This is a genomic window from Clostridia bacterium, assembly GCA_017394805.1.
In the GTDB taxonomy this organism is placed as follows: Bacteria; Bacillota; Clostridia; order Christensenellales; family CAG-1252; genus RUG14300.
The window spans coordinates 57,280-80,281 of record JAFPXC010000033.1; the positions used below are offsets into that span (position 1 = coordinate 57,280).

Genomic DNA, 23,002 nt, shown 5'->3' on the forward strand with positions numbered 1-23,002 from the left:
TATTTTTCCTCAAATAATGTATCTGCGCAAGTCCTCTTGCAAAGACTTGGCGTTCAGGTGTTCGTCCACGTACTTGGCGTCCACCGTCACTTTCATCTCGTTGCCGCACGCTTGGAAACTCACTTCCTCGAGGAGTTTCTCTAATAGAGCGTGCAAGCGTCTCGCGCCTATATCCTCGTGGTTGGCATTGTCGTACACGGCGATCTCGGCGATGCGTTTGATGCCGTCCTCGGTGTAGGTCAACTCCACGCCGTCCACTTTGAGCAATTCGGCGTACATCTTGGTGATGGCGTTACTCGGCTCGGTCAAAATGCGCACGAAGTCCTCTTCGGTGAGGGACAGCAAGTCCACCACCACGGGGAAACGCCCCTGCAACTCGGGGATGAGGTCTTTGACCTCGCTCACGTGGAACGCGCCCGCCGCGATGAACAGGATGAAATCCGTGCGGATGGGGCCGTATTTGGTGTTGACCGTACAGCCTTCCACGATGGGCAATATATCGCGTTGCACGCCCTCGCGAGACACGTCCGGGCCCGAATGATTGGCGCCGCTTTGCGCTATCTTGTCTATCTCGTCGATGAAGATGATGCCGTGTTGCTCGGCTCTTCGTATGGCCTCGACGTTCACGTTGTCCATATCCACCAGGTTCTCGCTCACTTCGGCCACGATCATCTGCATGGCGTCCTTGACGTAGGTCTCTTTCTCCTTGGTGCGCTTCTGCCCCGTCATCTGCCCGAAGATGGAGCCGAGGTTGATCTCGCCGCCCTCGTGGGCGTTGATATTGAGGGGTTTATCCTTCTCGACGAAGGTCATTTTCACCTTCACCTCGTCCAGTTTTCCCTCGCGTAGATCCTGCTCCAATTCGGCCAAAATCTGGCTTTCGGGCTCGTCGCGCGATATTTGTTTTTTCATGGGCAACAGCACCTTGGCGATGCGTTGCACGGCTTCGTCCACGGCTTTGGGCTTCACTTCGGCGAATTTCTCCTCTTTCACCACGCGGATGGCGGCCTCCACGAGGTCGCGTATCATGCTTTCCACGTCCCTGCCGACGTAGCCCACTTCGGTAAACTTGGTGGCTTCCACTTTGACAAAGGGAGCCTTCACCAGTTTGGCCAAACGGCGGGCGATCTCGGTCTTACCCACGCCCGTGGGGCCTTTCATAATGATATTCTTGGGCGTCACTTCGTCGCGTATCTCCTCTTTGAGTTTACTGCGGCGATAGCGGTTGCGCAAAGCCACCGCCACCATGCGTTTGGCCTCGGCCTGCCCGATGATATATCTATCCAGTTGGTCGATGATCTCTTGCGGCGTATATTCCATATCACACCTCCTCTACGGTCAAATTGCCGTTGGTAAACACGCACAATTCGCCCGCTATCTTCATGGCCTTACGCACGATCTGCTCGGCGTCCATGCCCTCTATGTCGTACAGCGCTCTCGCCGCGGCCAACGCGTAGTTACCGCCCGAGCCGATGGCGCACACGCCCGAATCGGGGTCGATCACTTCGCCCGTACCCGAGATGATGAGCATGGTATCGTGGTCGGCGGCTATCATCATAGCCTCCAACTTGCGCGCTTGGTCGTTGCGCCACAATTCGGCCAATTCGACGGCCGAACGCAGCAGATTTCCGCTGAACTTTTGCAGCATTTTTTCAAATCGCTCGCTCATGGCAAAGGCGTCCGACACCGTACCGGCGAAGCCGATGATGACGTTGCCGCCGTAAATGCGCTTGACTTTGACGGCGTTGGCCTTGAAGACCACGCTGTTACCCATGGTCACCTGACCGTCGCCCGCGACTACCGTGCGCCCGTCCTTTCTGACGGCGCAAATGGTCGTTCCGTGAAATTCCGTCATAACATCCTCCTTACAACTGTTCAACAAACAGTTTCATATGTTCCAGGGCACGCGCCGCATACGCGCCTTTGCGCTGCTTCTTATCCCGCACGCCCTCAATGGTCGGCAACAAGCCGAAATTGCTGTTCATAGGTTCCAACCACTCGATGGTGGGGTTGGAAATATAGCGGCACAAAGCCCCTATCATCGTGTATTCGTCGGGTACTACGGCGGGTTTCCCCGCGAGGCGCCTTGCCATCGACAGGCCGGCCACCAACCCCGACATCGTACTCTCCATGTACCCCTCTACGCCCGACAACTGTCCCGCGACGTACACGTTTTTATGCTCTTTGAGCATAAAGGTCTCGTCCAGCACTCTGGGCGCGTTGATATAGGTATTGCGGTGCATCACGCCGTAGCGCAGATACTCGGCGTTTTCAAGCCCCGGTATCAACCCGAACACCCGCTTTTGCTCGCCGAATTTCAGGTTGGTCTGGAAGCCCACCAAGTTATACGTATCTCCCGCCGTGTTCTCCTTGCGCAGTTGCAACACCGCGTAGTATTTTTCTCCGTTTTTCCCGCGTATGCCCACGGGGCGCAGGGGACCGAACCGCATAGCGTCCTCCCCGCGTTTGGCCATCACCTCTATGGGCATACAATTCTCGTAAAAGGTGGCGTTCAGGAGTTTGTCCTCCACGCACTCGGCCTCTATGAGCGCCCGATAAAAGGCGAGGTATTCCTCTTTGTTCATGCCGCAGTTGAGGTAGTCGTCCGTGCCCTTGCCGTATCGCGCCGCCGCGAACACTTTATCTCGGTCGAGGCTGTCCGCCGACACGATGGGGGCCACCGCGTCGCAAAAACTCATGCCGTCCCCCGCCACTTTGCGCAACTCCGCGGCCATGGCGTCCGAGGTCAACGGACCGGTGGCCACAATGGTAGGCACGTCGTACGCTATGGCGGTCGCTTCTTCGCGCACCACGGTCAACCCGTCGAAGGCAAAGAGCCTTTTTTCTATCTCGCGGCTAAAGACCACTCTATCCACGGCCAACGCCCCGCCCGCGGGCACTCTCGCCGCTTCCGCCGCGTCGAGGAGCATACAATCGAGCATACGCATCTCGGCTTTCAAAAGTCCGCTCGACGTGTCCTCGAGGTCGCTTTTGAGGCTGTTGGAGCACACCAATTCCCCCAGCATATCCGTACGATGCGCACCCGTCGTCTTATGGGGACGCATTTCGTACAAATCCACTTGGTAGCCGCGTTTCAGCAGTTGATACGCCGCTTCCGAGCCGGCCAGTCCGCCGCCGATCACCCGTACCTTCACCGCCTACTCCTTCTTATCGTCTTTCTTGTCGCGGTTATCCGCGATCACTTCCACGTGCGCGCATTTGGTACACTTATATTTCAGCAATCCTCGATAATTGATCTGTTTCATCGTCGCGCCGCATTCGGGGCAGAAATAAGGCGCCGGCAGATCCCACGCCGCAAAGTCGCACTTGGGCGTGGCGTTGTAGCCCGTACAGCCGTAGAACTTCTTGCCCGATTTGGACATCTTCTCCACCACGTCCCTGCCACAGCGGGGGCACTTGCCCACGACGTTGGTATCGAGGCTCATCGTGCTCTTGCAGGCGGGATAGTTGGGGCAGGCGAGGAACTTGCCGTTCCTGCCCTCTTTTATCACCATAAACGCGCCGCACTTGGGACACTTCACGTCGGTCTCCTCGGCGGGCTTTTTGGTGCCCGTATCGTGCGCGGCCTCGATGACGTGTTGCAAAAACGCGGGATAAAAGTCGGCAATGAGGTTTTGCCATTCGCGCTTGCCGTCCGCTATGTCGTCCAAGGATTTCTCCATATTGGCGGTAAACTTCAGGTCGAGTATATCCGAGAAATGCTTATTCATCTCGTCCACCACCCGTTCGCCCAATTCGGTCGCCGCCATATACTTGCCCTCGCGGGTGGTATACGCGCGCTTCGACAGCACGCTTATGATGGTGGCGTAGGTGCTGGGACGACCTATACCGTTCTCCTCCATGGCCTTGATAAGGCTGCTTTCCGAGTAGCGTTGGGGGGGCTTGGTGAACTTTTGCTCGTATTTGAGTTCGTCCTCCGTCAGCACGTCGCCCTCTTGCATGGGAGAGGTAATATCGCCCGTTTCCTCGTCCGAGTCGGAGGTTTTCACTTCGCTGTACGCGGCGGTATATCCCGCGAATTTCAACGCTCTGCCTTTGGTATGGAAGCCGTAATTTTGATCGGCATCCGCCTGCACGCCCACGCGAATATCCAAGGTATTATAGAGAGCGGGCATCATTTGCGACGCCACGAAGCGGTCGTAGATGAGTTTGTACACGAGGTAATTGTTGTGCGACAACTTCTTCTTCATGCTCTCGGGCGTGCGGTCGAGGCTGATGGGACGAATGGCCTCGTGCGCGTCCTGCGCTTGGTTGGAGGTCTTATAATTGACGGGCGACTTGGGCAAATAGTCCGCGCCGTACTTCTTTTCGATATAGCGGCGGGCGTCGAAGATGGCGTCCGTAGACACGCGCACGCTGTCCGTACGGATATAGGTCACCAGAGCCACGTGCCCTTCGCCGTCTATCTCCACGCCCTCGTACAGTTGCTGTGCGATCTGCATGACGGTAGGCGCGCTCATGGCGAATTTGCTGGTGGCGTCCTGTTGCAGCGTCGACGTCGTAAAAGGCGGTTGCGGGAAGGACTTGCGCACGGCCTTCTTCACCGAATCCACCACGAAATCCTTGCCCTTCATCTTGGCGAGCATCTCGTCCAATTCGGCCTTGGACTCTATGCGGTGTTTCTTGCCGTTTATCTCCTCGAAGGTGGCCTTTATCTTGCTGTCGTCCTGGTGCAGCAAAGCCTGCAACGTCCAATACTCTTGGGGTACGAACCCGCGCACTTCGCGCTCGCGGTCCACCAGCATACGCAAGGCCGCCGACTGCACTCTGCCCGCCGACAACCCCGGCTTGATTTTGCGGCTGATTACGGGGCTGATTTTGTAGCCCACCAATCGGTCGAGGACGCGTCGCGCCTGCTGGGCGTTGACGAGGTTCATATCTATCTGACGGGGCGCGGCCAACGCGTTGGTCACGGCCTTTTTGCTGATCTCGTGAAACTCGATGCGGTTGTTGGACGTAGGCGGCAATCCCAGGTTGGTCGCCAAGTGCCAACTGATGGCCTCTCCCTCGCGGTCGGGGTCGGTTGCGAGGTAGACTTCTTTGGCCTTGGCCACGTCCTGTTTGAGGGCTTCCAACGTCCTCACCTTATCGGGATTGATCTCATAGACCGGCTTGTAATTGTTGTCGATCTCGATGCCGAGATTGCGGGTAGGCAGGTCGCAAATATGCCCGCCGCTCGCTCTCACGCGGAAATCCGAACCCAGATACTTCTCGATTGTCTTTGCCTTTTTGGGCGATTCTACGATGACTAACTTCATGATGCCTCCGATTTATTTTCCATAATAATTGCCGCCGAGTTTCTTCATCAACCCCATCAACTCCAATTTGGTGAGGATGGGCGTCAACTCGCTTACGGTCATTTGGGTCAGCGCCATCAATTCCTCGACGTGCCTATCTCCCTCTTCGACCGCGTCCACGATCTGCGCTTCCACCATATCCAACTGAATATCGCAGGGCGCGCCCCGATCGACGGCAACGTGGTAATATTCCAATATATCGTATGCGGTGGTCACCAAAGCCCCCTGCATACTCTTCAACAGATTATTCGTACCCACCGACGCCTTGCTATAGATATTGCCGGGCACGGCGAACACGTCTTTGGCCTGCTCCAACGCGTGGTTGGCGGTGATCAACGCGCCGCTCTTGTCGCCCGCCTCTGTCACCAACACGCCCATAGCCAAAGCGCTGATGATACGATTGCGCTCCACGAAGGTGTATTGCTGTACCGTGGTACCCAACGGGTATTCACTCACCAATAGGCCCTTTTCGGCTATCTCGCGGAAGAGTTCCCTATTCTCGGCGGGGTACACTTTGTCCAGCCCGCACGGCAGCACGCCCACCGTCAACTTGTCGTAGGACAACGCGGTGCGATGCGCCACGGTATCCACGCCGCGCGCCAGCCCCGACACGATGCAAAACCCGTGCGTCACGAGGTCGGCCACCATGTTTTGGGTGACGTCCCGTCCGTAGCGGGTGATATTGCGCGTGCCCACCACGGCGATATTGCGCCCCGCGAGCAAGGTCAGGTCGCCTTGGCAATACAAGGCCACGGGCGGTTGCGCCAAGTCGTGCAAGTCGTCGGGATACCGCTCGTCCACGGGGGTCAGAGCCACCGCGCCCATACGGTCGAGGGCCGCAATCTCCTTCTCCACCAAGCCCTTGTCGATGGTTTCCGCCAGTAGGTCGCACACTTCCTTGCCGAGGGGTTCTTCGAGTTCGCCCCGACGCACGGCGAAGGACTCCATCAACGCGCCGAGGTCATCGGTGTATTCGAGTATTCTACGCCGCCTGACGGGCGTCATTTTGGGCGTCAAGGACAGCCATATATAGGCTTTTTGCTCGGTCGTGTACATACTAACTCCAATACTTCCTGTCCAGCGAGCGGTATTGAATAGCCTCGGACAAGTGGTTGACTTTGATATCCGCGCTACCCTCTATGTCCGCGATGGTACGCGCTACGCGCAGTATGCGGTACGAGGCGCGTGCGGACAGTCCGAGTTTGTGGAAAGCAAGTTCCAACAGGCCCTCGCATTCCTTGTCCAACGCGCAGTATTTCTTGATTTCGCGGTTACTCATCTCGCTGTTGGTCAGCATAGGCAGATTTTTGTACCGCTCCCTCTGCAACTCGCGCACTCGGACGACTCTTTCGCGTATGGCGGCCGAATTCTCTGCGGGCCGGGCGGCAGAGAACTCCCCATAGGTGATATTATCGACTTCCACCTGGATGTCGATACGGTCGAGAAGAGGCCCCGACAAGCGGTTGATATAATTATGTATTTGCACGGGCGTACACGTGCACGGGGTGGTTTTGCTGCCGTAATTGCCGCACGGACAGGGGTTCATACTGCCGATGAGCATGAAGTTGGCGGGATATTCCACCGTCTGCGCTATACGCGACACGGTCACCACGCCGTCCTCCATCGGTTGCCGCAAGGCCTCCAACGCGCGGCGGTTGTACTCGGGCACTTCGTCCAAAAACAGCACGCCGAGGTGCGCCAGACTCACTTCGCCGGGCTTTGCCTTTCTGTCGCCGCCCACCAACGAGGGCACGGTGACGCTGTGGTGGGGCGAGCGGAAGGGACGCACGGTGACGATACCCTTTTCCGTGTCTAATAGCCCCGCGACCGAATGGATTTTGGTCACTTCCACGGCCTCGTCGAAGGTCATATCGGGCATAATGGACAATACGCACTTGGCCAGCATGGTCTTGCCCGCGCCGGGAGGGCCTATCATCAACACGTTATGACCGCCCGCCACGGCTATTTCGAGGGCGCGTTTGGCCACAGCCTGCCCGTGCACGTCCGCAAAATCGAAGCCGTAGATCCCCTTGGCGGCGGTGGGATTGTATTCGCGGTGCTCCACCTTTTCGAGGTCGCCCGCGCCCGACAGAAAGTTGACTACCGACAAGAGGTTATCCGCGGCGTACACTTCCGCCCCCGATGCAAAGGATGCCTCCACGGCATTCCCTTTGGGAATGATGAACTTCTTATACCCCGCCTGCATTCCCGATATAAGCAAAGGCGTCATACCGTTGATACGCCGCAAGGTGCCGTCCAGACTCAACTCGCCGATGAGCACATACTCGTCCAATGGCGTAGGCGGCAGTTGTTGCGAAGCGCACAGGATAGACACCGCCAAAGGCAAGTCGAACAGCGTGCCCTCCTTTTTGAGGTCGGCGGGCGCGAAGTTGACCGTGATGCGCTTGATGGGATACAACAGTCCGCTATTGGCGATGGCGCTTTTCACTCGGTCTTTGGCCTCTTTGACGGACACGTCGGGCATACCCACCATATCGATAGCGGGCACGCCTGCGTTGATATCCACCTCTATTTCGACGGGGTACCCCGTCAAGCCGACCAGAGCGAAACTCTTTACCTTAGACAGCATACTCTACTCCTCGTCCGTCGCTTTGGTCTTGTCGGATCCCTCTTTTGCCTTCTTGACGAGGGGCATAATGGGTTTCTTGCGACCGAGGCAAATATCGGCGACGACGTAGGTCAGGCCGAGGAAGGTCAATACGGACGCCACCGAGAACACGATAGCCACGGGGTCCATCGACGCGATCGCCACGCCCGCGGCGCCCACGCCGCCCTTGACGTTGCCACCCACGGCCATCAAATAGCACAGATTGACCGAGGTAGTCACCGAGAACGCGCCCACCGTCCAGGCCAAACGCTTCTCGTCCGTATAGAGGACGTACAGATACAGTAGAATGAGGCCGATCAACAGCACCCACGCATTCATACGCACGCACAGCGTATACACGGCGATCATCGTCCAGGCCGCGTACAGGATAATATCCTGCCGATTGAGCCCTTTGACGTACATAGCGATACCGCCGAGCATCGCCGCGGCCGCAAAGATAGCGCCCATCGCCACGCCCGCCGTATTGACGGCATTCGCGCCCACGCCGCACATGGCGTAGATGTTGAATATATTACGCGCAAAGTAGGTATTTTGATTGAACACGGTCACCATACGCTCCAGCACGATGAAGGGGTGCCCCGCCACGAAGAAGTTGAGCGTAAGGGGAATGGTGACGGCATAGCCGACCACCAATGCCACCGTCGCCGCCACGGGCAACTTGATGCGCGTTTCGGGATAGCGGATATAGGTCACGATGGCGAACACGAGAAGAAGCGGCAGCAATATCAACGCCTCTTCCGCGAACATCACGGCGAAGAAGTAGAAGACGGTCATTTTGATGACCTTGCGCTCGCGCACGGCCATAAAGGTCAGCATGAGGAACAAGATGGCCACCGAGGTATACACGCCCCACAGCGAGGACGCCATATAGAACACGGGCAGAAGCGCCAGGACGAGTCCTACGACCAACGCCCACAGCGAGCCTTTGCGCTTTTCCACGGTCACGAAGGCGAACGCGACGATCATCAAGTCGGCGATCAGCGCGGGTATCTTGAGGAAAATCGCCATACCGTGCGTGCCCGCCGTCAACTTGAGGGGCGCGGCGATGAGGCCGAGGATATACAAAGTATACGTCGTGAAAGGCGCGTAGTAGGTGCTGTAATTGAAGTAGTAATCGCTCAGCCCGTTCTCCACCATGGCGGACACGTTTGTCATCACGGTGTTTTCGTACGCGCCGTAGCCGTACAGCGCGAGGCTCATCACGAGCCGTATGCCGAAGCCCACCACCAACGTGACGACGAGCAGGAAAATGGAATTTTTGAAGATACTGCTCCCCTTCACCATACCGTTGGGGGCGATCTCCGCCTCCTTCTTGACGCTGAGCTTGCGCAATGCGAAGTACGCGCCGACCATCAACCCCGCGGATAACACGACCACGAGTACCGTAAAGACGATATCTTCTTTGCCGATACGATAGGCGGAGTCGTATTTGCCGCCCAAACTGTTGGCCTCGCTCAACTTGACGGCGGCCACGCCTGCGGCGGCCTCGTCCGTCAGCCGTACCAAACTCACGTTGTCGAAGTACACCGTGCCGTCCGAAACCACGTAATCGCTCTCGCCCAAGCCGAGCAAGACGGTCACTTCGTCGTATTCGTCCGAATCGAAATACAACTCCCAAGTACCCCACTCGTCCATCTGCGCCGTCTCCGCGCGGTACAGGTATTTGAACCCGTCCAAGGTCAGGTACGCGCCCTTGCCGTCACCCGCCGTAATGGGCGACGCGACGCGGTAGTCCACGGACAACTTGTAGACGCAATGGGGTTGCACTTCCACCTTTTGCCACAATCGAGTGACCGTCGTCGAGCCGGAGTCCGCTTTGATGACGGCGTAACTGCTGCCGTGCTTCGCGTCGTACCCTTGGGCTTCCGCATTGACGTAAGGGAAAGTGATATTGCCGCTTTCGCCGGCTTTGGACCAAGTCCAGTCGGTATCGCGTTTGGACAATTCGAAGTTTCCGTTGGAAAGCAGTTCAACGTCGGGCTCGACGGTCACGGATTCGGTGGTCGCGCAGCCGACGAGGCTCAGCGAGATCACGGCAACGACGGCGACGAGCGCAAACAACAAACAGATTTTCTTCTTCATAACAAAACCTCACAAAGTCGTGTATTCTTATTGTACCCGCACGCTACGCAAATTGCAAGCATTTTTACGTAAAACTATAATTAATATATCGCGCGAATAATTTACGCGCACGCGCGCGCGTATTTTACGCGTGCACAATGCGTGCGCTTCGCCCCCGTTTGCCCCCTATACGGATTATGAAACACCTCGCTTTACCCTATTCGAAAATCCTATATCCATTAAATTAAAATAATTATCTCTCACATAAAACGGTCGCCGACAGGCTCAATCTTTACCGCAACTCGCCATAGGCGAACTTCACTTTCGCGCGAGCGAAAACTTCACTTGCAAAGCAAACTTCACTTCGCCATAGGCGAAACTACCACATCCCAACAACGGTTGGATTTCTCCCATTCAGCAGAATGGATTTCACCCGTGCGACCGCACGGATTTATCCCGCGCGTCGTCGCGGATTTCTCCTCGCCGCAAGTCGCCCCGCCCCTTGCGGCGAAAAAAAACCGTCCGCATCGTAGCGGACGGATTCTTTTTGCCAACCTTACTTGGTGTAGTTGATCTTGGCGGCTTTGACTCTTGCGGCTTTGCCGGTACGCTCGCGCAGATAGTACAACTTCGCACGACGCACGAAACCTTTGCGCACGACCTCGATCTTTTGGATTTGCGGACTATGCAACATAAAAGTCTTCTCCACGCCCACACCCGAGGAGATCTTACGCACGGTGATGGTCTCGCGGAGACCGCCGTTCTTTCTGGCGATCAAAGTACCCTCGTACACTTGGGTTTTAATCTCTTCCTTCACGGTCTTGCTGGCGTGTTGGTTCTTGCTGCCGCCGGGCGCGGTACCCGCACGGGTGATCTCTTTGAAACGCAAAGTGATACGAAGCGTATCGCCGATTTTGAATTCGGGAATATCCTTGCGCATTTGCTCTTGCTCGATTACATCAATAACGTTCATGACTTACCTCCATTTCAATCAAAGTGTTCGTGTGCTCAAGTCTTACAGCACAGAGGACCACCCGAAGTCCATACTATCTTATCATACGCCCGCCGCTTTGGCAAGCGTTTTTTACCGTCCTTTCCAAACTTTTTTGCCCAAAACCGCCATATCTTGCGATTATTTTCTCTATTGGCTCATCCAACTACCATCGGTTGCGCCTTCCCGCGTCGTTTTTCGTAAAGGCGTTGGGGATATATTCCACCTCTTCCTTGGTGGTGTCCACGCAGGCGACGTCGAAGCGCACGCACCGCGCCGAATCCTTCTTCACTTTGAGATACCACTCGGCCGCCCGCACGATTTGCGTTATCTTTTGGGGCGTCACGGCCTCGACCGCATATCCGTACGCGCCGTTTTTACGCGCTTTCACTTCGCAAAAGACGATATAATCCCCGTCTTGGGCCACCACGTCCACCTCGCCCGCCTTGCAGGCGTAGTTGCGTTCCAATATCCGCATACCGTGCGCTTTCATATACTCGACGGCCATACTCTCGCCGTCTATGCCCGTACCTCTATTGTTCATCTACGTCCACGAAGTGCCCGATAAACGTGCGGCGATGGATGGGGCTGGGGCCGTACTCGCGCAGGGCCGCGATATGGGCGGCGGTGCCGTAGCCTTTGTGCTTGGCGAATCCGTATTGCGGGTAGATTCGGTCGTATTCGAGCATCAAGTGGTCACGATACACCTTGGCAAGTATGGACGCGCACGCGATACTATAGGATAGCGCGTCGCCTTTCACGATGGCGTGCACCCTATAGTCGCAGTCGAGGTTTACCGCGTCGATGAGTACCACGTCGGGTTTCAGCCCGAGTTTATCCAAACACCCGCGCATGGCTTCCTTGGTGGCGTTCAAGATATTGATTTGGTCTATGCGCTTTTCGTCCACCGCCACGATGCTGTACGCGAGGGCTTTTTCACATATCAAGGGGTACAAGGCTTCGCGCTTCTTCTCGGTCAACTTCTTGCTGTCGTTGACGCCTTCTATGACGTCGTCCAAGGGCATCACGGCGCAGGCCGCCACCACGGGGCCGGCCAAAGGGCCTCTCCCCGCTTCGTCGATACCCGCCACGAGGACGGCGCCTCTCGCTTGCCACAGTTTTTCGTATGCCAGCATATCCACAGGCGTTTTCACTTGTTTACTCATTCGGTCTCTCCAAAATAATCTTGCCCATACGGCCTTTGCGGAAGTCGTCCATCACGGCGGCCGCCGTGCGCTCGTAGTCGATTTCGCCTTTTTTGAGGACGAACCCCCTTACTCGGGCGATTTCTTCGTACAATTCGAGGGGCGTTTTGCCCGTCGGCTCCACCTTATAGCGCGCCCGCAAGGCGTCCGGCTCTCGCTCGGTCATTTGTTCGAGGAACTTCAACGCCAGCCCTTCCATATCGAGAATGGCGTCCCTGATACAGCCGATATACGCCAAGTTGTAGGCGGTCTGTTCCACTTCTATACTGTGGCACAACGTACCCGGCGTATCCAGTAGCACCACGCCGCTGTCCAGCCTTATCCATTGTTCCCCTTTGGTCACGCCGGGGCGATTTCCCGTCACCGTGCGTTTGTCTTTGGCCAGGCTGTTGATGAGGGTGGACTTGCCCGTATTGGGCATACCGATCACCATCGCCTTCACCGAATATTGCACGCCCTTTTGGGCGTTTCTTTCTATCTTTTCGCGGTTGACCTCGTGCAGAGCGGCGATGATCTTACCGGCGTCGCGTCCTGCGGTCGAATTGCTGGTCACCACGGCCTTGCCTTCCCGCTCGAAGTATTGTTGCCAGGCTTTGAGGTCTTTGGGGGTCACCATATCCGCTTTGTTGATGACGTACAAGGCACTGCGACGGGCGATCAAAGGCTCGAACTGCACGTTGACGCACGACAAAGGCGCACGCGCGTCCAGCACGTACACGATACTATCCACCTTGGCGATGGAACTTTCCATCTGCCGCAGGGCCTTCGTCATGTGTCCGGGAAACCATTGTATGATCATCTTCCGCTACCTTGTCTTTCCGTTTCGTTGGGTTTTTCCTCGCCCAACGGTCGTTTGGCGCATATTCCCCCTATACGTCCTATTCTTTTTCGCACCACTCGGCGCTCAGTCTTTCTTGGCCAAGAGGTCTGGGCGACGCTCTTTCGTTATGCGATAGGCCTCTTCTCTTCGCCAAGCGGCTATTTTGGCGTGATTGCCCGACAGTAGCACTTCGGGCACCGCCAGCCCCATAAATTCTTGGGGGCGCGTATATTGCGGGTATTCCAAGAGGTTTTCCGAAAAACTCTCGTCCACCGCGCTTTCTTCACTGCCCAACACCCCTTCGATATTGCGACACAAGGCGTTGATGACCACCATCGCCGCCAGGTCGCCGCTCGTCAGCACGTAGTCGCCGATGCTCAATTCCTCGTCTATGTCGAGGTCGATCACCCGCTCGTCCACGCCTTCGTACGAGCCGCACAAAAACAGCAAGTCGCGCCCTTCGGCCAATTCCTTGGCCTTCTTTTGCGTAAAGGTCGCGCCGCGCGGCGACAAAAAGATGCGGCGGCACCGGTGTTCTGGGTCCACGGCTTGGATGCAGTCGTGGATGGGTTGCGGCGTCATCACCATGCCCGCGCCGCCCCCAAAGGGGTAGTCGTCGGTGCGACGGTGTTTGTCGAGGCTGTAGTCGCGTATATTGACGATATCCAACGAGAACGCGTCGTTTTCGAGCGCGCGACCGACGACGCTTTGATGCAAAGCGCCGTACATATCGGGGAATACCGTCAGCACGCTAATTTTCACATGCCACCTCCGCCCATTTGGCCTTGTCCATCACGATGACGCCCGCCTCGAGGTCAATGTCGAGCACCAAGGCTTTGAGGAAAGGCACCAGATAGTTCTTCTTGCCGCGCACGTCGAAGATATCGGCCGCGCCGTATTGCAGTACGTCCGCCACTTTGCCCATCTCCTCTTCGCCCACTTTCACCGTTAGCCCCGTGAGGTCGGCCACGAAATAGTCGCCCGTTTTCAGTTGGTCGGCTTTGTCGCGGTCCACTTCCACTTCGAGGTTGCGCAAAGTCTCCGCCATATTGCGGTCGTCCACGCCTTCGAGCGTTAAAAAAACGTCCGCGCCCACTACGCGCGCGCGCTTGACGGTACGCAATACACCCCCTACGTACACCTCTTTTATACGCAAAAAACCTTCAGGCGCATCGACGTAGCATTGCAATTTCACTTCGCCCTTGATGCCCTGAGGTTTTGCTATTTTACCAACCGTTATTCGTTTCAATCTCTTTCCAGAATCTCCACGTTATACTTGTGGTTAATCTTGCTTGCCGCGGCCTTGACGATGGTACGGATGGCCTTGGCGATCTTGCCCGATTTACCGATTACTTTTCCGATATCCTCTTTGTTGATGTGCAAGTAGATGGTACGTTCCTTTTCTTTGACGACAACGTCGAACTCCTTGTCCTCACCGATCAAAGCGGATACGATGTATTCCAACAATTCTTGCATAGCTTACAGGATATTCTCTTTGCGGAACAAATCTCTCACGGTGTCGGTGGGTTGGGCGCCGTTGGCCAACCATTTCTTCGCCAATTCCACGTCGATCTTGACGGTGGCGGGGTTGGTCTTGGGTTGATAGATACCGATTTGCTCGATATACTCGCCGTCACGGGCTTTACGTCCGTCCATAGCCACGATGCGATAGCAAGGGTTCTTCTTCGCGCCGATACGGGTCAATCTGATTTTTACCATAATAATACCTCCAAATGGTTTGTGTTTTGTATTGTATTTCCTTTGTGCAAGGATATTTTCGTCTTAGAAGGGGAATCCGCCCCCACGGCGGCGGCCGCCTTTCATCATCTTCTTCATCATGTCGCGCGTCTGCTCGAACTGCTTCAACAGTTGGTTGACTTCCTGAATGGTCGTTCCCGAGCCGTTGGCCACGCGTTTCTTGCGCGACGCTTTGATAATATCGGGATTTTCGCGCTCCTCGGGCGTCATACTGTAGATGATGGCCTTCATTCGCTTGATCCTGTCCTCGTCCACCGACAGATCGTCGGCTTTTACCTTACCGGCAAGTCCGGGCACCATGCCCAGCATACCCGATATGTCGCCCATATTGGACAACTTGTCGAATTGGTCGAGGAAGTCGGTCAGAGTAAAGGTGGCTTGACGCATCTTCTGCTGCATCTTGCGCGCTTCCTCTTCGGTGTAGGCCTGCTCCGCCTTCTCGATAAGCGTCAGCACGTCGCCCATGCCGAGGATACGCGAAGCCATGCGGTCGGGATGGAATATCTCGAGGTCGGTCATCTTCTCGCCCATCGACACGAACTTGATGGGCTTGCCCGTCACCGCGCGCACCGACAACGCCACGCCGCCGCGGGTATCGCCGTCCATCTTGGACAGCACCACGCCCGTAATATCCAGCCTGCCGTCGAACTCCTTGGCCACGTTGACGCCGTCCTGACCGAGCATAGCGTCCACCACCAACAATATCTCCGCGGGGTGCAGTATGCCTTTGAGGTCTTCGAGTTCCTTCATCAAGGCCTCGTCGATATGCAAGCGGCCCGCCGTATCCACGATCATCGTGTCATAACCCTTGGCGGTCGCCTCTTCCAGAGCGGCTTTGACGGTCTTACGGGGGTCCTGCTGTCCTTTCTCAAACACGGGCACGCCCGCTTTCTCGCCCACTCTTTGCAGTTGCAACACGGCCGCGGGGCGATAGATGTCGCACGCCACGAGGAAGGGGCGCTTGTTTTGCTTTTTGAGCAAGTAGCCCAACTTACCGCACATGGTGGTCTTGCCGCTGCCCTGCAAGCCGCACATCAAGATGATTGTGGGCGGTCGGTCGGCCACGTTCAGTTTGGCGTAACTCGAGCCCATCAGGGCCACCAGTTCCTCGTTGACGATTTTGATTACCTGCTGCGCCGAAGTCAAAGACTTCAGTATTTCCTCGCCGAGGGCCTTTTCGCTCACTTTGGCGATGAAGTCCTTCACCACGTTGACGTTGACGTCGGCGGCAAACAAAGCGATGCGCACCTCGCGCATGGCCTGCTTGATTTCGAGTTCGGTCAAAGCGCCTTTGTTCTTCAGTTTGCTGAAGATATGGTTGAGTTTTTCGCTCAACGTGCCGAATGTCGCCATATCAATCCTCCAACAATGCTATCGCCTCGTCGCACCTTACGCGCCAATCGGCCTCGGTGCAACCTTTGAGGGCGGCGAGCACCGCCGACTTCAATCGGACGTTGCCCAACTTGTTCTCGTACTCCTCAAGCGATGCGACGGTACGCGTCACGACATCGCGCACGGCTTGTCTCGTCGTGCCCACCTCGTCGGCCACCTCCTGTAGACTCAGGTCCATCAGGCAGTACATTTCCACCGTTTCGCGCTGTTTATCGGTCAACAACGCCCCGTATTCCGCCAGTAATTCGGCTATCAACACACGGTCTTCAATGGTCATATACGCCCCCGTTTCGCATCTCGCTGTAAAGTGTTTTTCCTTTACATCGTTGCTATTATATCCGCTTTCCGCCCGCTTGTCAAGGATTTTTTCACCTATTTTTCACGGCTCGGACGCTTGCTTTTGTCGCAAAATGCAAAAAAATTTGAGCAAAAGACTTGAAAAGAGGTTCTATAAGGTTTATAATACTATGTATATCGCACGGGCATACGCACGATATACTACTATTAGGAGGGTGCTATGTTTCTTTTGGCCGCATCGGACAACAATTTAGCCAAGGTTCTGCGCGAAGCCATCATACCCGAGGGCTTCGAGGTAGCGGGCGTGTCCGTCAGCCCCGGCGTGGTCAGCGCCGTTATCGTCGCGGGCTTTTTGCTTTTGGTTGCCGCCCTCATTCGCATTTTCGTCATTCCGCGTTTCAAGACGATCCCCGGCAAGTTTCAATCCGTTCTCGAGAAGATAGTGGAGTTTTTCTCGGGCATGGCGGAGGGCAACAGTCCCCACCGTCACGGCTATTTGGGCGCGTTCGCCTTTGCCGCCGGCATCTATATTTTCGTAGGCACTTTGTTCGAGCTTTTGGGCATTCAAATCGTCGTGGGGGGCGTGGTCTACACCCTTCCCGCCGTCATGAGTGACATCAACGCGTGCATAGCGGTCGCCGCGTCCGCCTTCCTCAGCATCTTGATAGGCGCCGTCCGCGTCAACAAAGGCAAGGGCTTGCTGTCCGCTTTGATCGACTTCAGTCTGCCCATCAGTATGAGTTTCCGTCTCTTCGGTTCGCTTCTCAGCGGACTATTGGTCACCGAGTTGGTCTACCAAGTCACCTTCCTCTATATGTCCGTGGTCGTACCCGCCATCGTGGGCGTGTTGTTCACTATGGTGCACGCCGTCATACAGGCCTACATTCTGCCCTTCCTCACCACCCTCTTCTACGGCGAGAAGACCGCGCCTTCCCCCAAGAAGGAGAAGAAGCGCAAAAAGGCCAAAGAGGCCGAAAGTCGGGCGTAACGCACCCCCTTTCCCCCGACAGACAACATAGTTGTCATACATACAAGCACACGGCGGATTATCCGCCAAAAGGAGATAGATATGAGTTTGCTTTTATCCGCTATCGAGACACAGGCCCAGTCGCTGGTGGCCTACGCCGCCGCTCTCGCCATCCTTCTGCCCGCCTGCGCGGGTGCCGTCGGCATGGCCATCGCCATCTGCAAGACGTTGGACGCCATCGCGCGTCAACCCGAGGCCGAGGGCAAGTTGCGCACCACCCTCATCTTGGGCATGGTGTTCATCGAGACCACCGTCATCTACGCGCTGATCGTCGCCATCATGATCGTCATTCAACTCTTCTAATGCGCGAGGCACACGATGTTAGGCATTGATTGGATCAAAATACTGATACACTTCGTGGTGTTCGCCGTCCTTGCCGTAGGGCTATATCTTTTGCTGTACAAGCCCGTTTTGCGTTTTATCCGCAATCGGCAGGAGACCATCCAAAAGGATATCGACAAGGGCGCGGCCATGCAAGAGGAAGGTCAGGCCGTCAAGGCGGAATACGACCGCAAGATGGAAGAGATTGTCGCCGAGCGCGACCAACTGCTCGCCGAAGCGGATCGCCAACGCGAAGTCATGCTCGAAGAAGCCCGCAAGCAGGCCGCCGAGGACGGCAAAGCCATCAAAGAAGCGGCCGAGCGACAGGCCCAAGCCGCGCGCGAAGCGCAGGAAGCCGAGTTGCAGCATGACGCGGGTCGGGTGGCGGTAGACCTTGCCACCGAGATTTTGGGGCGCGAGATTTCGCAAGAAGACAACGAGCGGCTCATCGCCGAGTGTCTCAAGGCTTGGAGCGACCATGACTGATATCCACGTTACGACGGCTATGCCCCTATCCCCCGCCATGACCAAAGAGGTCGAGGCGTGGCTACTCAAACGCTACGGCGAGTACGCGGTCACCTATCATATCGACGAGTCGCTCGTGGGCGGCGTCGTTATTTTCGACGGTGAGCAAGTCTTCGACGGCAGTATCAAAAGCAAACTGAAAGCATTGAAATAATGAACGAAACCTTCCATCTCATCCAAACCCAAATCCACGAGCGTTTGTCCGCCCTTTCCCGCACCGGCACCATTACCAAGGCCGGTAGGGTCATTACGGCGTGCGACGGCGTGGTGACGATAGAAGGTCTCAAAGACGTCAAAAACGGCGAACTCATCTATTTGGGCGAGGATCGCTACGCTTTGGCCCTCAACTTGGAGGCCGACCGCATCGGCGCCGTGCTCCTCACGGGCGAAAACACGGTCGCCGCGGGCGACTTCGCCTACCAAACCAACCGCATAGCCGAGGTCCCCGTGGGCGATGGCGTTTTGGGCAGAGTGCTCAACCCCTTGGGCCACCCCTTGGACGGCAAACCGCCCGTCGTTTCGACGGAATACCGCCGCTTGGAGTCTCCCGCGCCCACCATTTGGCAACGCGCCAAAGTGGACAGTCCTTTGGAGACGGGCGTCAAGGCCATCGACAGCATCGTGCCCATCGGCAAGGGCCAGCGCGAACTCATCATCGGCGACCGCCAAACGGGCAAGACCGCCCTTTGCATAGACGCCATTCTCAACCAAAAAGGCAAGGACGTGGTATGCGTATACGTAGCCATCGGCCAAAAAAGCAGCACCGTCCGCAAGGTCATCGACGACCTCACCGCGATGGGCGCTATGGACTACACCATCGTGGTGGCCGCCACGGCTTCGCAGTCGGCTTCCTTGCAATATCTCGCCCCCTACACGGGCACGGCCATCGCCGAGTATTTTATGCACGCGGGCAGGGATTGCCTCATCGTCTACGACGATTTGTCCAAGCACGCGGTGGCGTACCGCACCATCTCGCTTTTGTTGCGCCGTCCCTCGGGGCGCGAGGCCTACCCCGGCGACATTTTCTATCTGCACTCCCGCTTGTTGGAGCGTAGCGCCCACCTCAGCGAGACCTTAGGCGGCGGCAGTTTGACCGCTTTGCCCATCGTCGAAACGCTGTCGGGCGACATTTCGGCCTATATTCCCACCAACGTCATCAGCATTACGGACGGTCAAATATATTTGGAGAGCGAATTGTTCCACGCGGGCGTCCGTCCCGCCGTCAACGTAGGTCTGTCCGTCAGCCGCGTCGGCAGCGCCGCCCAATGCCCCGCCGTCAAGAAGGTATCGCGGCAGATCCGTCTGGACTTGGCGCACTATCGCGAGATGAGCCTGTTCGCTCGTTTCGGCGCCGACCTCGACAAGCAGACCAAGGCCATTTTGGCACGCGGCGAGCGCCTTACCGAGAGTCTCAAACAGCCGCGCTATCAACCCATGACCGTGGCCGACATGACTGTCGAACTGTACGTCGTCACGCACAAGAGCCTTTTGGACGGGCTTACGACCGACAAGGTCAAGCCCTACGTCGAGCGGTTGCTGGCCACGCTCTACGAGCAAGAGGCCGAATTGATGGCCGCCATCGACGAGACCAAGGACGTCACCGACGACCAACTTGCCGTCGTGCAGACCATCGCCAAAGACTTGGCCAACCGAATGAGATGAAAGGCCTCAACGAGATAAAGTCACGAATAGGTGGGGTACGTGATACCCTCAAGATAACCAAGGCGATGTACGTCATATCCGCCGCCAAGATGAGCAAGTGCCTCTCTGACATGGCGAATGCGGTCGCCTATCTCACCGAGATCGACCGCGCCGTCTCTCGCCTCATGTGTCCGCGCTACGCGGCCACGCCCTATCTTATGGGCAACGCCGACGGCAAGGAGACGGGCTTCGTCGTCATCACGGGCAACAAGGGACTTTGCGGCGACTACAACGACAAAGTGCTGTCCTTCGCGTGGGATGCCATCGCCCCCTACGCGGAGCGCAAGATATTCACGGTGGGCACCGTCGCCGAGTACTACTTCAAGGGCAAGAACGTCAAAGTGAGCACGGCTTTTTCGCACATGATGGCCAATCCCCTCCCCGAGGACGCCGCCAAGGTGGCGGACCGCATGATGGACGACCTCGTCGAGAGCAAACTGCGCGAGGTCTACCTCGTCTACACCCGTGCCAACCACCTCTTCGACCAAGAGGTCGTCATGGAGCGGCTATTGCCCATTCCCTACGAGATGCAAACCGAGGACGTAGCCCTCTCCATCGAGGACGGCACGGTGAGCGAACTGTTGAACGAAGCCCTGCGGGCACGCGTGTACAACGCACTTATGAACGCCTACTGCGCCCTCAACTACAAGCACATGACCAGCATGCGCGAAGCCGCCAACAACGGCGAAAGCATGCTCGAAGATCTCACCCAAACCTACAACCACGCCAGACAGGCCGCCATCACAGCGGAACTCAACGACGTCAATGTCGCCCGCATGGCCACCGAGGACAATCTATGAACACGCAAGGCACCGTCATTCAAATCATCGGACCGGTGGTGGACGTTCGCTTCCCCACCTATATGCCCCGTCAAAACGAACTGCTCCAAGTCCAAACGGGCAACGGGACAGTCGCCGTCGAGGTGCACTCTCACCGCGAAGACAATATCGTCCGTTGCGTGGCGTTGGAGGCCACCGAGGGTTTGGCGCGCGGCATGACCGTCATCAGCGAAGGCAAGACGGTGGAGATACCCGTAGGCGATCAGGTTTTGGGCAGAGTGCTGGACGCTTTGGGCCGTCCCTTGGACGAAAAGCCCGCCCCCACGGGCAAGCGGTGGAGCATCTACCGCCCAGCGCCCGCCTTGGACGAACAGCGCAGCGGCACCGAGATATTGGAGACGGGCATCAAGATCATCGACCTCTTGTCCCCCTACCCCAAAGGCGGCAAAATCGGCCTTTTCGGCGGTGCGGGCGTGGGCAAGACCGTGCTTATATTGGAACTTATCGGCAACGTGGCCAAACAGCACGGCGGCTACTCGGTGTTCACGGGCGTGGGCGAGCGTAGCCGCGAAGGCAACGAAATGGTCGCCGAGATGAACGCTTCGGGCGTCATCCACAATACGGCATTGGTGTTCGGGCAGATGAACGAATCCCCCGGCGCGCGTATGCGTGCGGCGCTTTCGGGGCTTACCATCGCCGAGTATTTCCGCGACGTCAAGCGGCAGGACATTCTTCTATTCATCGACAATATCTACCGCTATGTGCAGGCGGGCAGCGAAATCAGCGCCCTGTTGGGGCGTATGCCCTCGGCCGTGGGCTACCAGCCCACCTTGGCCGGCGAGTTGGGCAGTTTGGAGGAGCGCGTCTGCTCTACCCGCAACGGCTCCATCACCTCGATACAGGCGGTCTACGTCCCTGCGGACGACCTCACCGATCCCGCCCCCTCCACCATCTTCACGCACCTTGACGCCACCACCGTCCTCTCGCGCGACATCGTGGAACAGGGCATCTATCCCGCCGTCGATCCCTTGGAGAGCAACAGCCGCTTCTTGGAGCCCGACCTCGTGGGCGAATTGCACTACGACACCGCCCGCCGCGTCGTGGGCACCCTCCAACGCTACAAGGAATTGCAGGACATCATCGCCATCTTAGGCATGGACGAACTCAATCCCGAGGACAAACTGTTGGTCTACCGCGCGCGCAAATTACAGCGCTTCTTCTCTCAGCCCTTCGCCGTGGCCGAGAGCTACACGGGCATTCCCGGCAAATTCGTCCCCATCGCCGAGACCATTCGCGGCTGCAACGACATTTTGGACGGCAAGTTGGACGACGTCAACGAAAACGACTTCTTCTTTATAGGCGGCTTGGAGGACTTGGGACGATGAATTTCACGTTCAAGGTCGTCACCCCCTCGGGCGTCTTCTACGAGGGCGAAATCAAAGTGCTCACCCTTCTTCTCGCGGACGGCAGCATTCAATTTATGGCCAACCACCGCGAGGAGTTGGCTTCGGTAGCGGACGGCAAGGCCGCCATGACCATGCCCGACGGCACTCGGGTGGACTTCTGCACCTCGGGCGGCGTCTTCTATTTCGCCGACAACGAGGCGCGTTTGATGTGCGAGCACGCCGCCTACCGCAAGGATTGGGACGACCGCTTGCAAGCCCGCGCCGACTACCTACGGCAGGAGCAACAGCGCCGCAAGCAAAGCGCCAAGGAGCACGCGCTTTCGACCATCGCCCTCAACAAGGCCTTCGTCGCCATGCACCGCCCCACCCGCAAAGACGTCGATTAGGTGCCCGCTTTCCGCAATTTTTCCGTTGCTTCCGCTTTCTTAGGGTTTTTTCTCATTATTTTATTATTTCAATGAGTAAAACTGCCGATTATTTCGTTATATAGATAGCCATCGTAGACGATAGCCAAAGGAGTTTATCCGATAAAAAATGTAAAAGGATTTTATCGAAAAAAGCAATTATGTGTATTTTCGGCAAAAATACGGTGAAAAATATTGATTATTATTTTTCTATTTGCTAATATTATGATATAAAATCAAATTTAATCATGATTATTTTCCATAATAATCCCGACCGAATGCCGAAAGTCCACTAAAATCCGACAAATATTCACTCTTCACTCGAGGTTGAATATAATAATAGGAATATAATTCTTCATCGCCCCGAC

25 protein-coding genes are annotated in these 23,002 nt (G+C 56.6%); 8 read left to right on the forward strand and 17 right to left on the reverse strand.

Going from position 1 to position 23,002, the window contains the following annotated elements; translation table 11 throughout:
* Positions 1 to 9: 9 nt before the first annotated feature.
* The 17 genes from hslU to II896_08195 all read right to left on the reverse strand — a co-directional run bounded on the left by hslU (position 10) and on the right by II896_08195 (position 16,451).
* Positions 10 to 1,320 (reverse strand): ATP-dependent protease ATPase subunit HslU, encoded by a 1,311-nt coding sequence (gene hslU, locus II896_08115; protein MBQ4444595.1) that lies wholly within the window; start codon positions 1,318 to 1,320, stop codon positions 10 to 12.
* A 1-nt stretch (position 1,321) separates the two neighbouring features.
* A complete protein-coding gene (hslV, locus tag II896_08120) occupies positions 1,322 to 1,855 on the reverse strand; it encodes an ATP-dependent protease subunit HslV (protein ID MBQ4444596.1) in 534 nt (177 codons plus the stop codon).
* 10 nt (positions 1,856 to 1,865) lie between these two features.
* Entirely contained in the window at positions 1,866 to 3,155 is a 1,290-nt protein-coding gene (trmFO, locus tag II896_08125; protein ID MBQ4444597.1) for a methylenetetrahydrofolate--tRNA-(uracil(54)-C(5))-methyltransferase (FADH(2)-oxidizing) TrmFO, read from the reverse strand.
* A 3-nt stretch (positions 3,156 to 3,158) separates the two neighbouring features.
* Positions 3,159 to 5,279, reverse strand: coding sequence for a type I DNA topoisomerase (gene topA, locus II896_08130; GenBank protein MBQ4444598.1), 2,121 nt, complete (start codon positions 5,277 to 5,279; stop codon positions 3,159 to 3,161).
* A 12-nt stretch (positions 5,280 to 5,291) separates the two neighbouring features.
* Positions 5,292 to 6,374 (reverse strand): DNA-processing protein DprA, encoded by a 1,083-nt coding sequence (gene dprA, locus II896_08135; GenBank protein MBQ4444599.1) that lies wholly within the window; start codon positions 6,372 to 6,374, stop codon positions 5,292 to 5,294.
* Between the two features lies 1 nt (position 6,375).
* Positions 6,376 to 7,908 (reverse strand): YifB family Mg chelatase-like AAA ATPase, encoded by a 1,533-nt coding sequence (locus II896_08140; protein ID MBQ4444600.1) that lies wholly within the window; start codon positions 7,906 to 7,908, stop codon positions 6,376 to 6,378.
* 3 nt (positions 7,909 to 7,911) lie between these two features.
* Positions 7,912 to 10,029 carry a hypothetical protein gene (locus tag II896_08145; GenBank protein MBQ4444601.1) on the reverse strand — a complete coding sequence of 706 codons (2,118 nt, stop codon included), beginning with the start codon at positions 10,027 to 10,029 and terminating at the stop codon, positions 7,912 to 7,914.
* A gap of 535 nt (positions 10,030 to 10,564) precedes the next feature.
* On the reverse strand, positions 10,565 to 10,981 hold the full coding sequence (rplS, locus tag II896_08150) for a 50S ribosomal protein L19 (GenBank protein MBQ4444602.1): 417 nt from the start codon (positions 10,979 to 10,981) through the stop codon (positions 10,565 to 10,567).
* A 184-nt stretch (positions 10,982 to 11,165) separates the two neighbouring features.
* A complete protein-coding gene (locus II896_08155) occupies positions 11,166 to 11,543 on the reverse strand; it encodes a YraN family protein (protein MBQ4444603.1) in 378 nt (125 codons plus the stop codon).
* The gene (locus tag II896_08160; GenBank protein MBQ4444604.1) at positions 11,533 to 12,165 is read right to left on the reverse strand and encodes a ribonuclease HII; all 633 of its coding nucleotides are present in this window, start codon (positions 12,163 to 12,165) and stop codon (positions 11,533 to 11,535) included. The genes II896_08155 and II896_08160 overlap by 11 nt, the downstream gene beginning before the upstream one ends.
* Positions 12,158 to 13,003 carry a ribosome biogenesis GTPase YlqF gene (gene ylqF, locus II896_08165; GenBank protein ID MBQ4444605.1) on the reverse strand — a complete coding sequence of 282 codons (846 nt, stop codon included), beginning with the start codon at positions 13,001 to 13,003 and terminating at the stop codon, positions 12,158 to 12,160. Before ylqF ends, II896_08160 begins: the two co-directional genes overlap by 8 nt.
* A gap of 105 nt (positions 13,004 to 13,108) precedes the next feature.
* Positions 13,109 to 13,786, reverse strand: a complete 678-nt coding sequence (trmD, locus tag II896_08170) for a tRNA (guanosine(37)-N1)-methyltransferase TrmD (protein MBQ4444606.1) — start codon at positions 13,784 to 13,786, stop codon at positions 13,109 to 13,111.
* Positions 13,776 to 14,273: a 16S rRNA processing protein RimM gene (rimM, locus tag II896_08175; GenBank protein MBQ4444607.1), complete on the reverse strand. Its 498-nt coding sequence runs from the start codon at positions 14,271 to 14,273 to the stop codon at positions 13,776 to 13,778. The genes trmD and rimM overlap by 11 nt, the downstream gene beginning before the upstream one ends.
* Positions 14,270 to 14,500: a KH domain-containing protein gene (locus tag II896_08180; protein MBQ4444608.1), complete on the reverse strand. Its 231-nt coding sequence runs from the start codon at positions 14,498 to 14,500 to the stop codon at positions 14,270 to 14,272. Before II896_08180 ends, rimM begins: the two co-directional genes overlap by 4 nt.
* Before the next feature lie 3 nt (positions 14,501 to 14,503).
* Positions 14,504 to 14,746 (reverse strand): 30S ribosomal protein S16, encoded by a 243-nt coding sequence (gene rpsP / locus II896_08185; protein ID MBQ4444609.1) that lies wholly within the window; start codon positions 14,744 to 14,746, stop codon positions 14,504 to 14,506.
* A gap of 60 nt (positions 14,747 to 14,806) precedes the next feature.
* Entirely contained in the window at positions 14,807 to 16,135 is a 1,329-nt protein-coding gene (ffh, locus tag II896_08190) for a signal recognition particle protein (GenBank protein ID MBQ4444610.1), read from the reverse strand.
* 1 nt (position 16,136) lies between these two features.
* On the reverse strand, positions 16,137 to 16,451 hold the full coding sequence (locus II896_08195) for a DNA-binding protein (GenBank protein MBQ4444611.1): 315 nt from the start codon (positions 16,449 to 16,451) through the stop codon (positions 16,137 to 16,139).
* 240 nt (positions 16,452 to 16,691) lie between these two features.
* Between II896_08195 and II896_08200 the strand changes: the two genes are divergently transcribed.
* The 8 genes from II896_08200 to II896_08235 all read left to right on the forward strand — a co-directional run bounded on the left by II896_08200 (position 16,692) and on the right by II896_08235 (position 22,616).
* Positions 16,692 to 17,459, forward strand: a complete 768-nt coding sequence (locus tag II896_08200; GenBank protein MBQ4444612.1) for a F0F1 ATP synthase subunit A — start codon at positions 16,692 to 16,694, stop codon at positions 17,457 to 17,459.
* An 81-nt stretch (positions 17,460 to 17,540) separates the two neighbouring features.
* The gene (atpE, locus tag II896_08205; GenBank protein ID MBQ4444613.1) at positions 17,541 to 17,801 is read left to right on the forward strand and encodes an ATP synthase F0 subunit C; all 261 of its coding nucleotides are present in this window, start codon (positions 17,541 to 17,543) and stop codon (positions 17,799 to 17,801) included.
* A gap of 15 nt (positions 17,802 to 17,816) precedes the next feature.
* Entirely contained in the window at positions 17,817 to 18,305 is a 489-nt protein-coding gene (locus tag II896_08210) for an ATP synthase F0 subunit B (protein ID MBQ4444614.1), read from the forward strand.
* On the forward strand, positions 18,298 to 18,498 hold the full coding sequence (locus II896_08215) for a F0F1 ATP synthase subunit delta (GenBank protein ID MBQ4444615.1): 201 nt from the start codon (positions 18,298 to 18,300) through the stop codon (positions 18,496 to 18,498). The genes II896_08210 and II896_08215 overlap by 8 nt, the downstream gene beginning before the upstream one ends.
* A complete protein-coding gene (locus tag II896_08220; GenBank protein ID MBQ4444616.1) occupies positions 18,498 to 20,006 on the forward strand; it encodes a F0F1 ATP synthase subunit alpha in 1,509 nt (502 codons plus the stop codon). The genes II896_08215 and II896_08220 overlap by 1 nt, the downstream gene beginning before the upstream one ends.
* Complete coding sequence (locus II896_08225) at positions 20,003 to 20,845, forward strand: F0F1 ATP synthase subunit gamma (GenBank protein MBQ4444617.1); 843 nt, start codon at positions 20,003 to 20,005, stop codon at positions 20,843 to 20,845. The genes II896_08220 and II896_08225 overlap by 4 nt, the downstream gene beginning before the upstream one ends.
* Positions 20,842 to 22,209 carry a F0F1 ATP synthase subunit beta gene (locus tag II896_08230; protein ID MBQ4444618.1) on the forward strand — a complete coding sequence of 456 codons (1,368 nt, stop codon included), beginning with the start codon at positions 20,842 to 20,844 and terminating at the stop codon, positions 22,207 to 22,209. The genes II896_08225 and II896_08230 overlap by 4 nt, the downstream gene beginning before the upstream one ends.
* Positions 22,206 to 22,616 carry a F0F1 ATP synthase subunit epsilon gene (locus II896_08235; GenBank protein ID MBQ4444619.1) on the forward strand — a complete coding sequence of 137 codons (411 nt, stop codon included), beginning with the start codon at positions 22,206 to 22,208 and terminating at the stop codon, positions 22,614 to 22,616. The genes II896_08230 and II896_08235 overlap by 4 nt, the downstream gene beginning before the upstream one ends.
* Positions 22,617 to 23,002 lie beyond the last annotated feature (386 nt).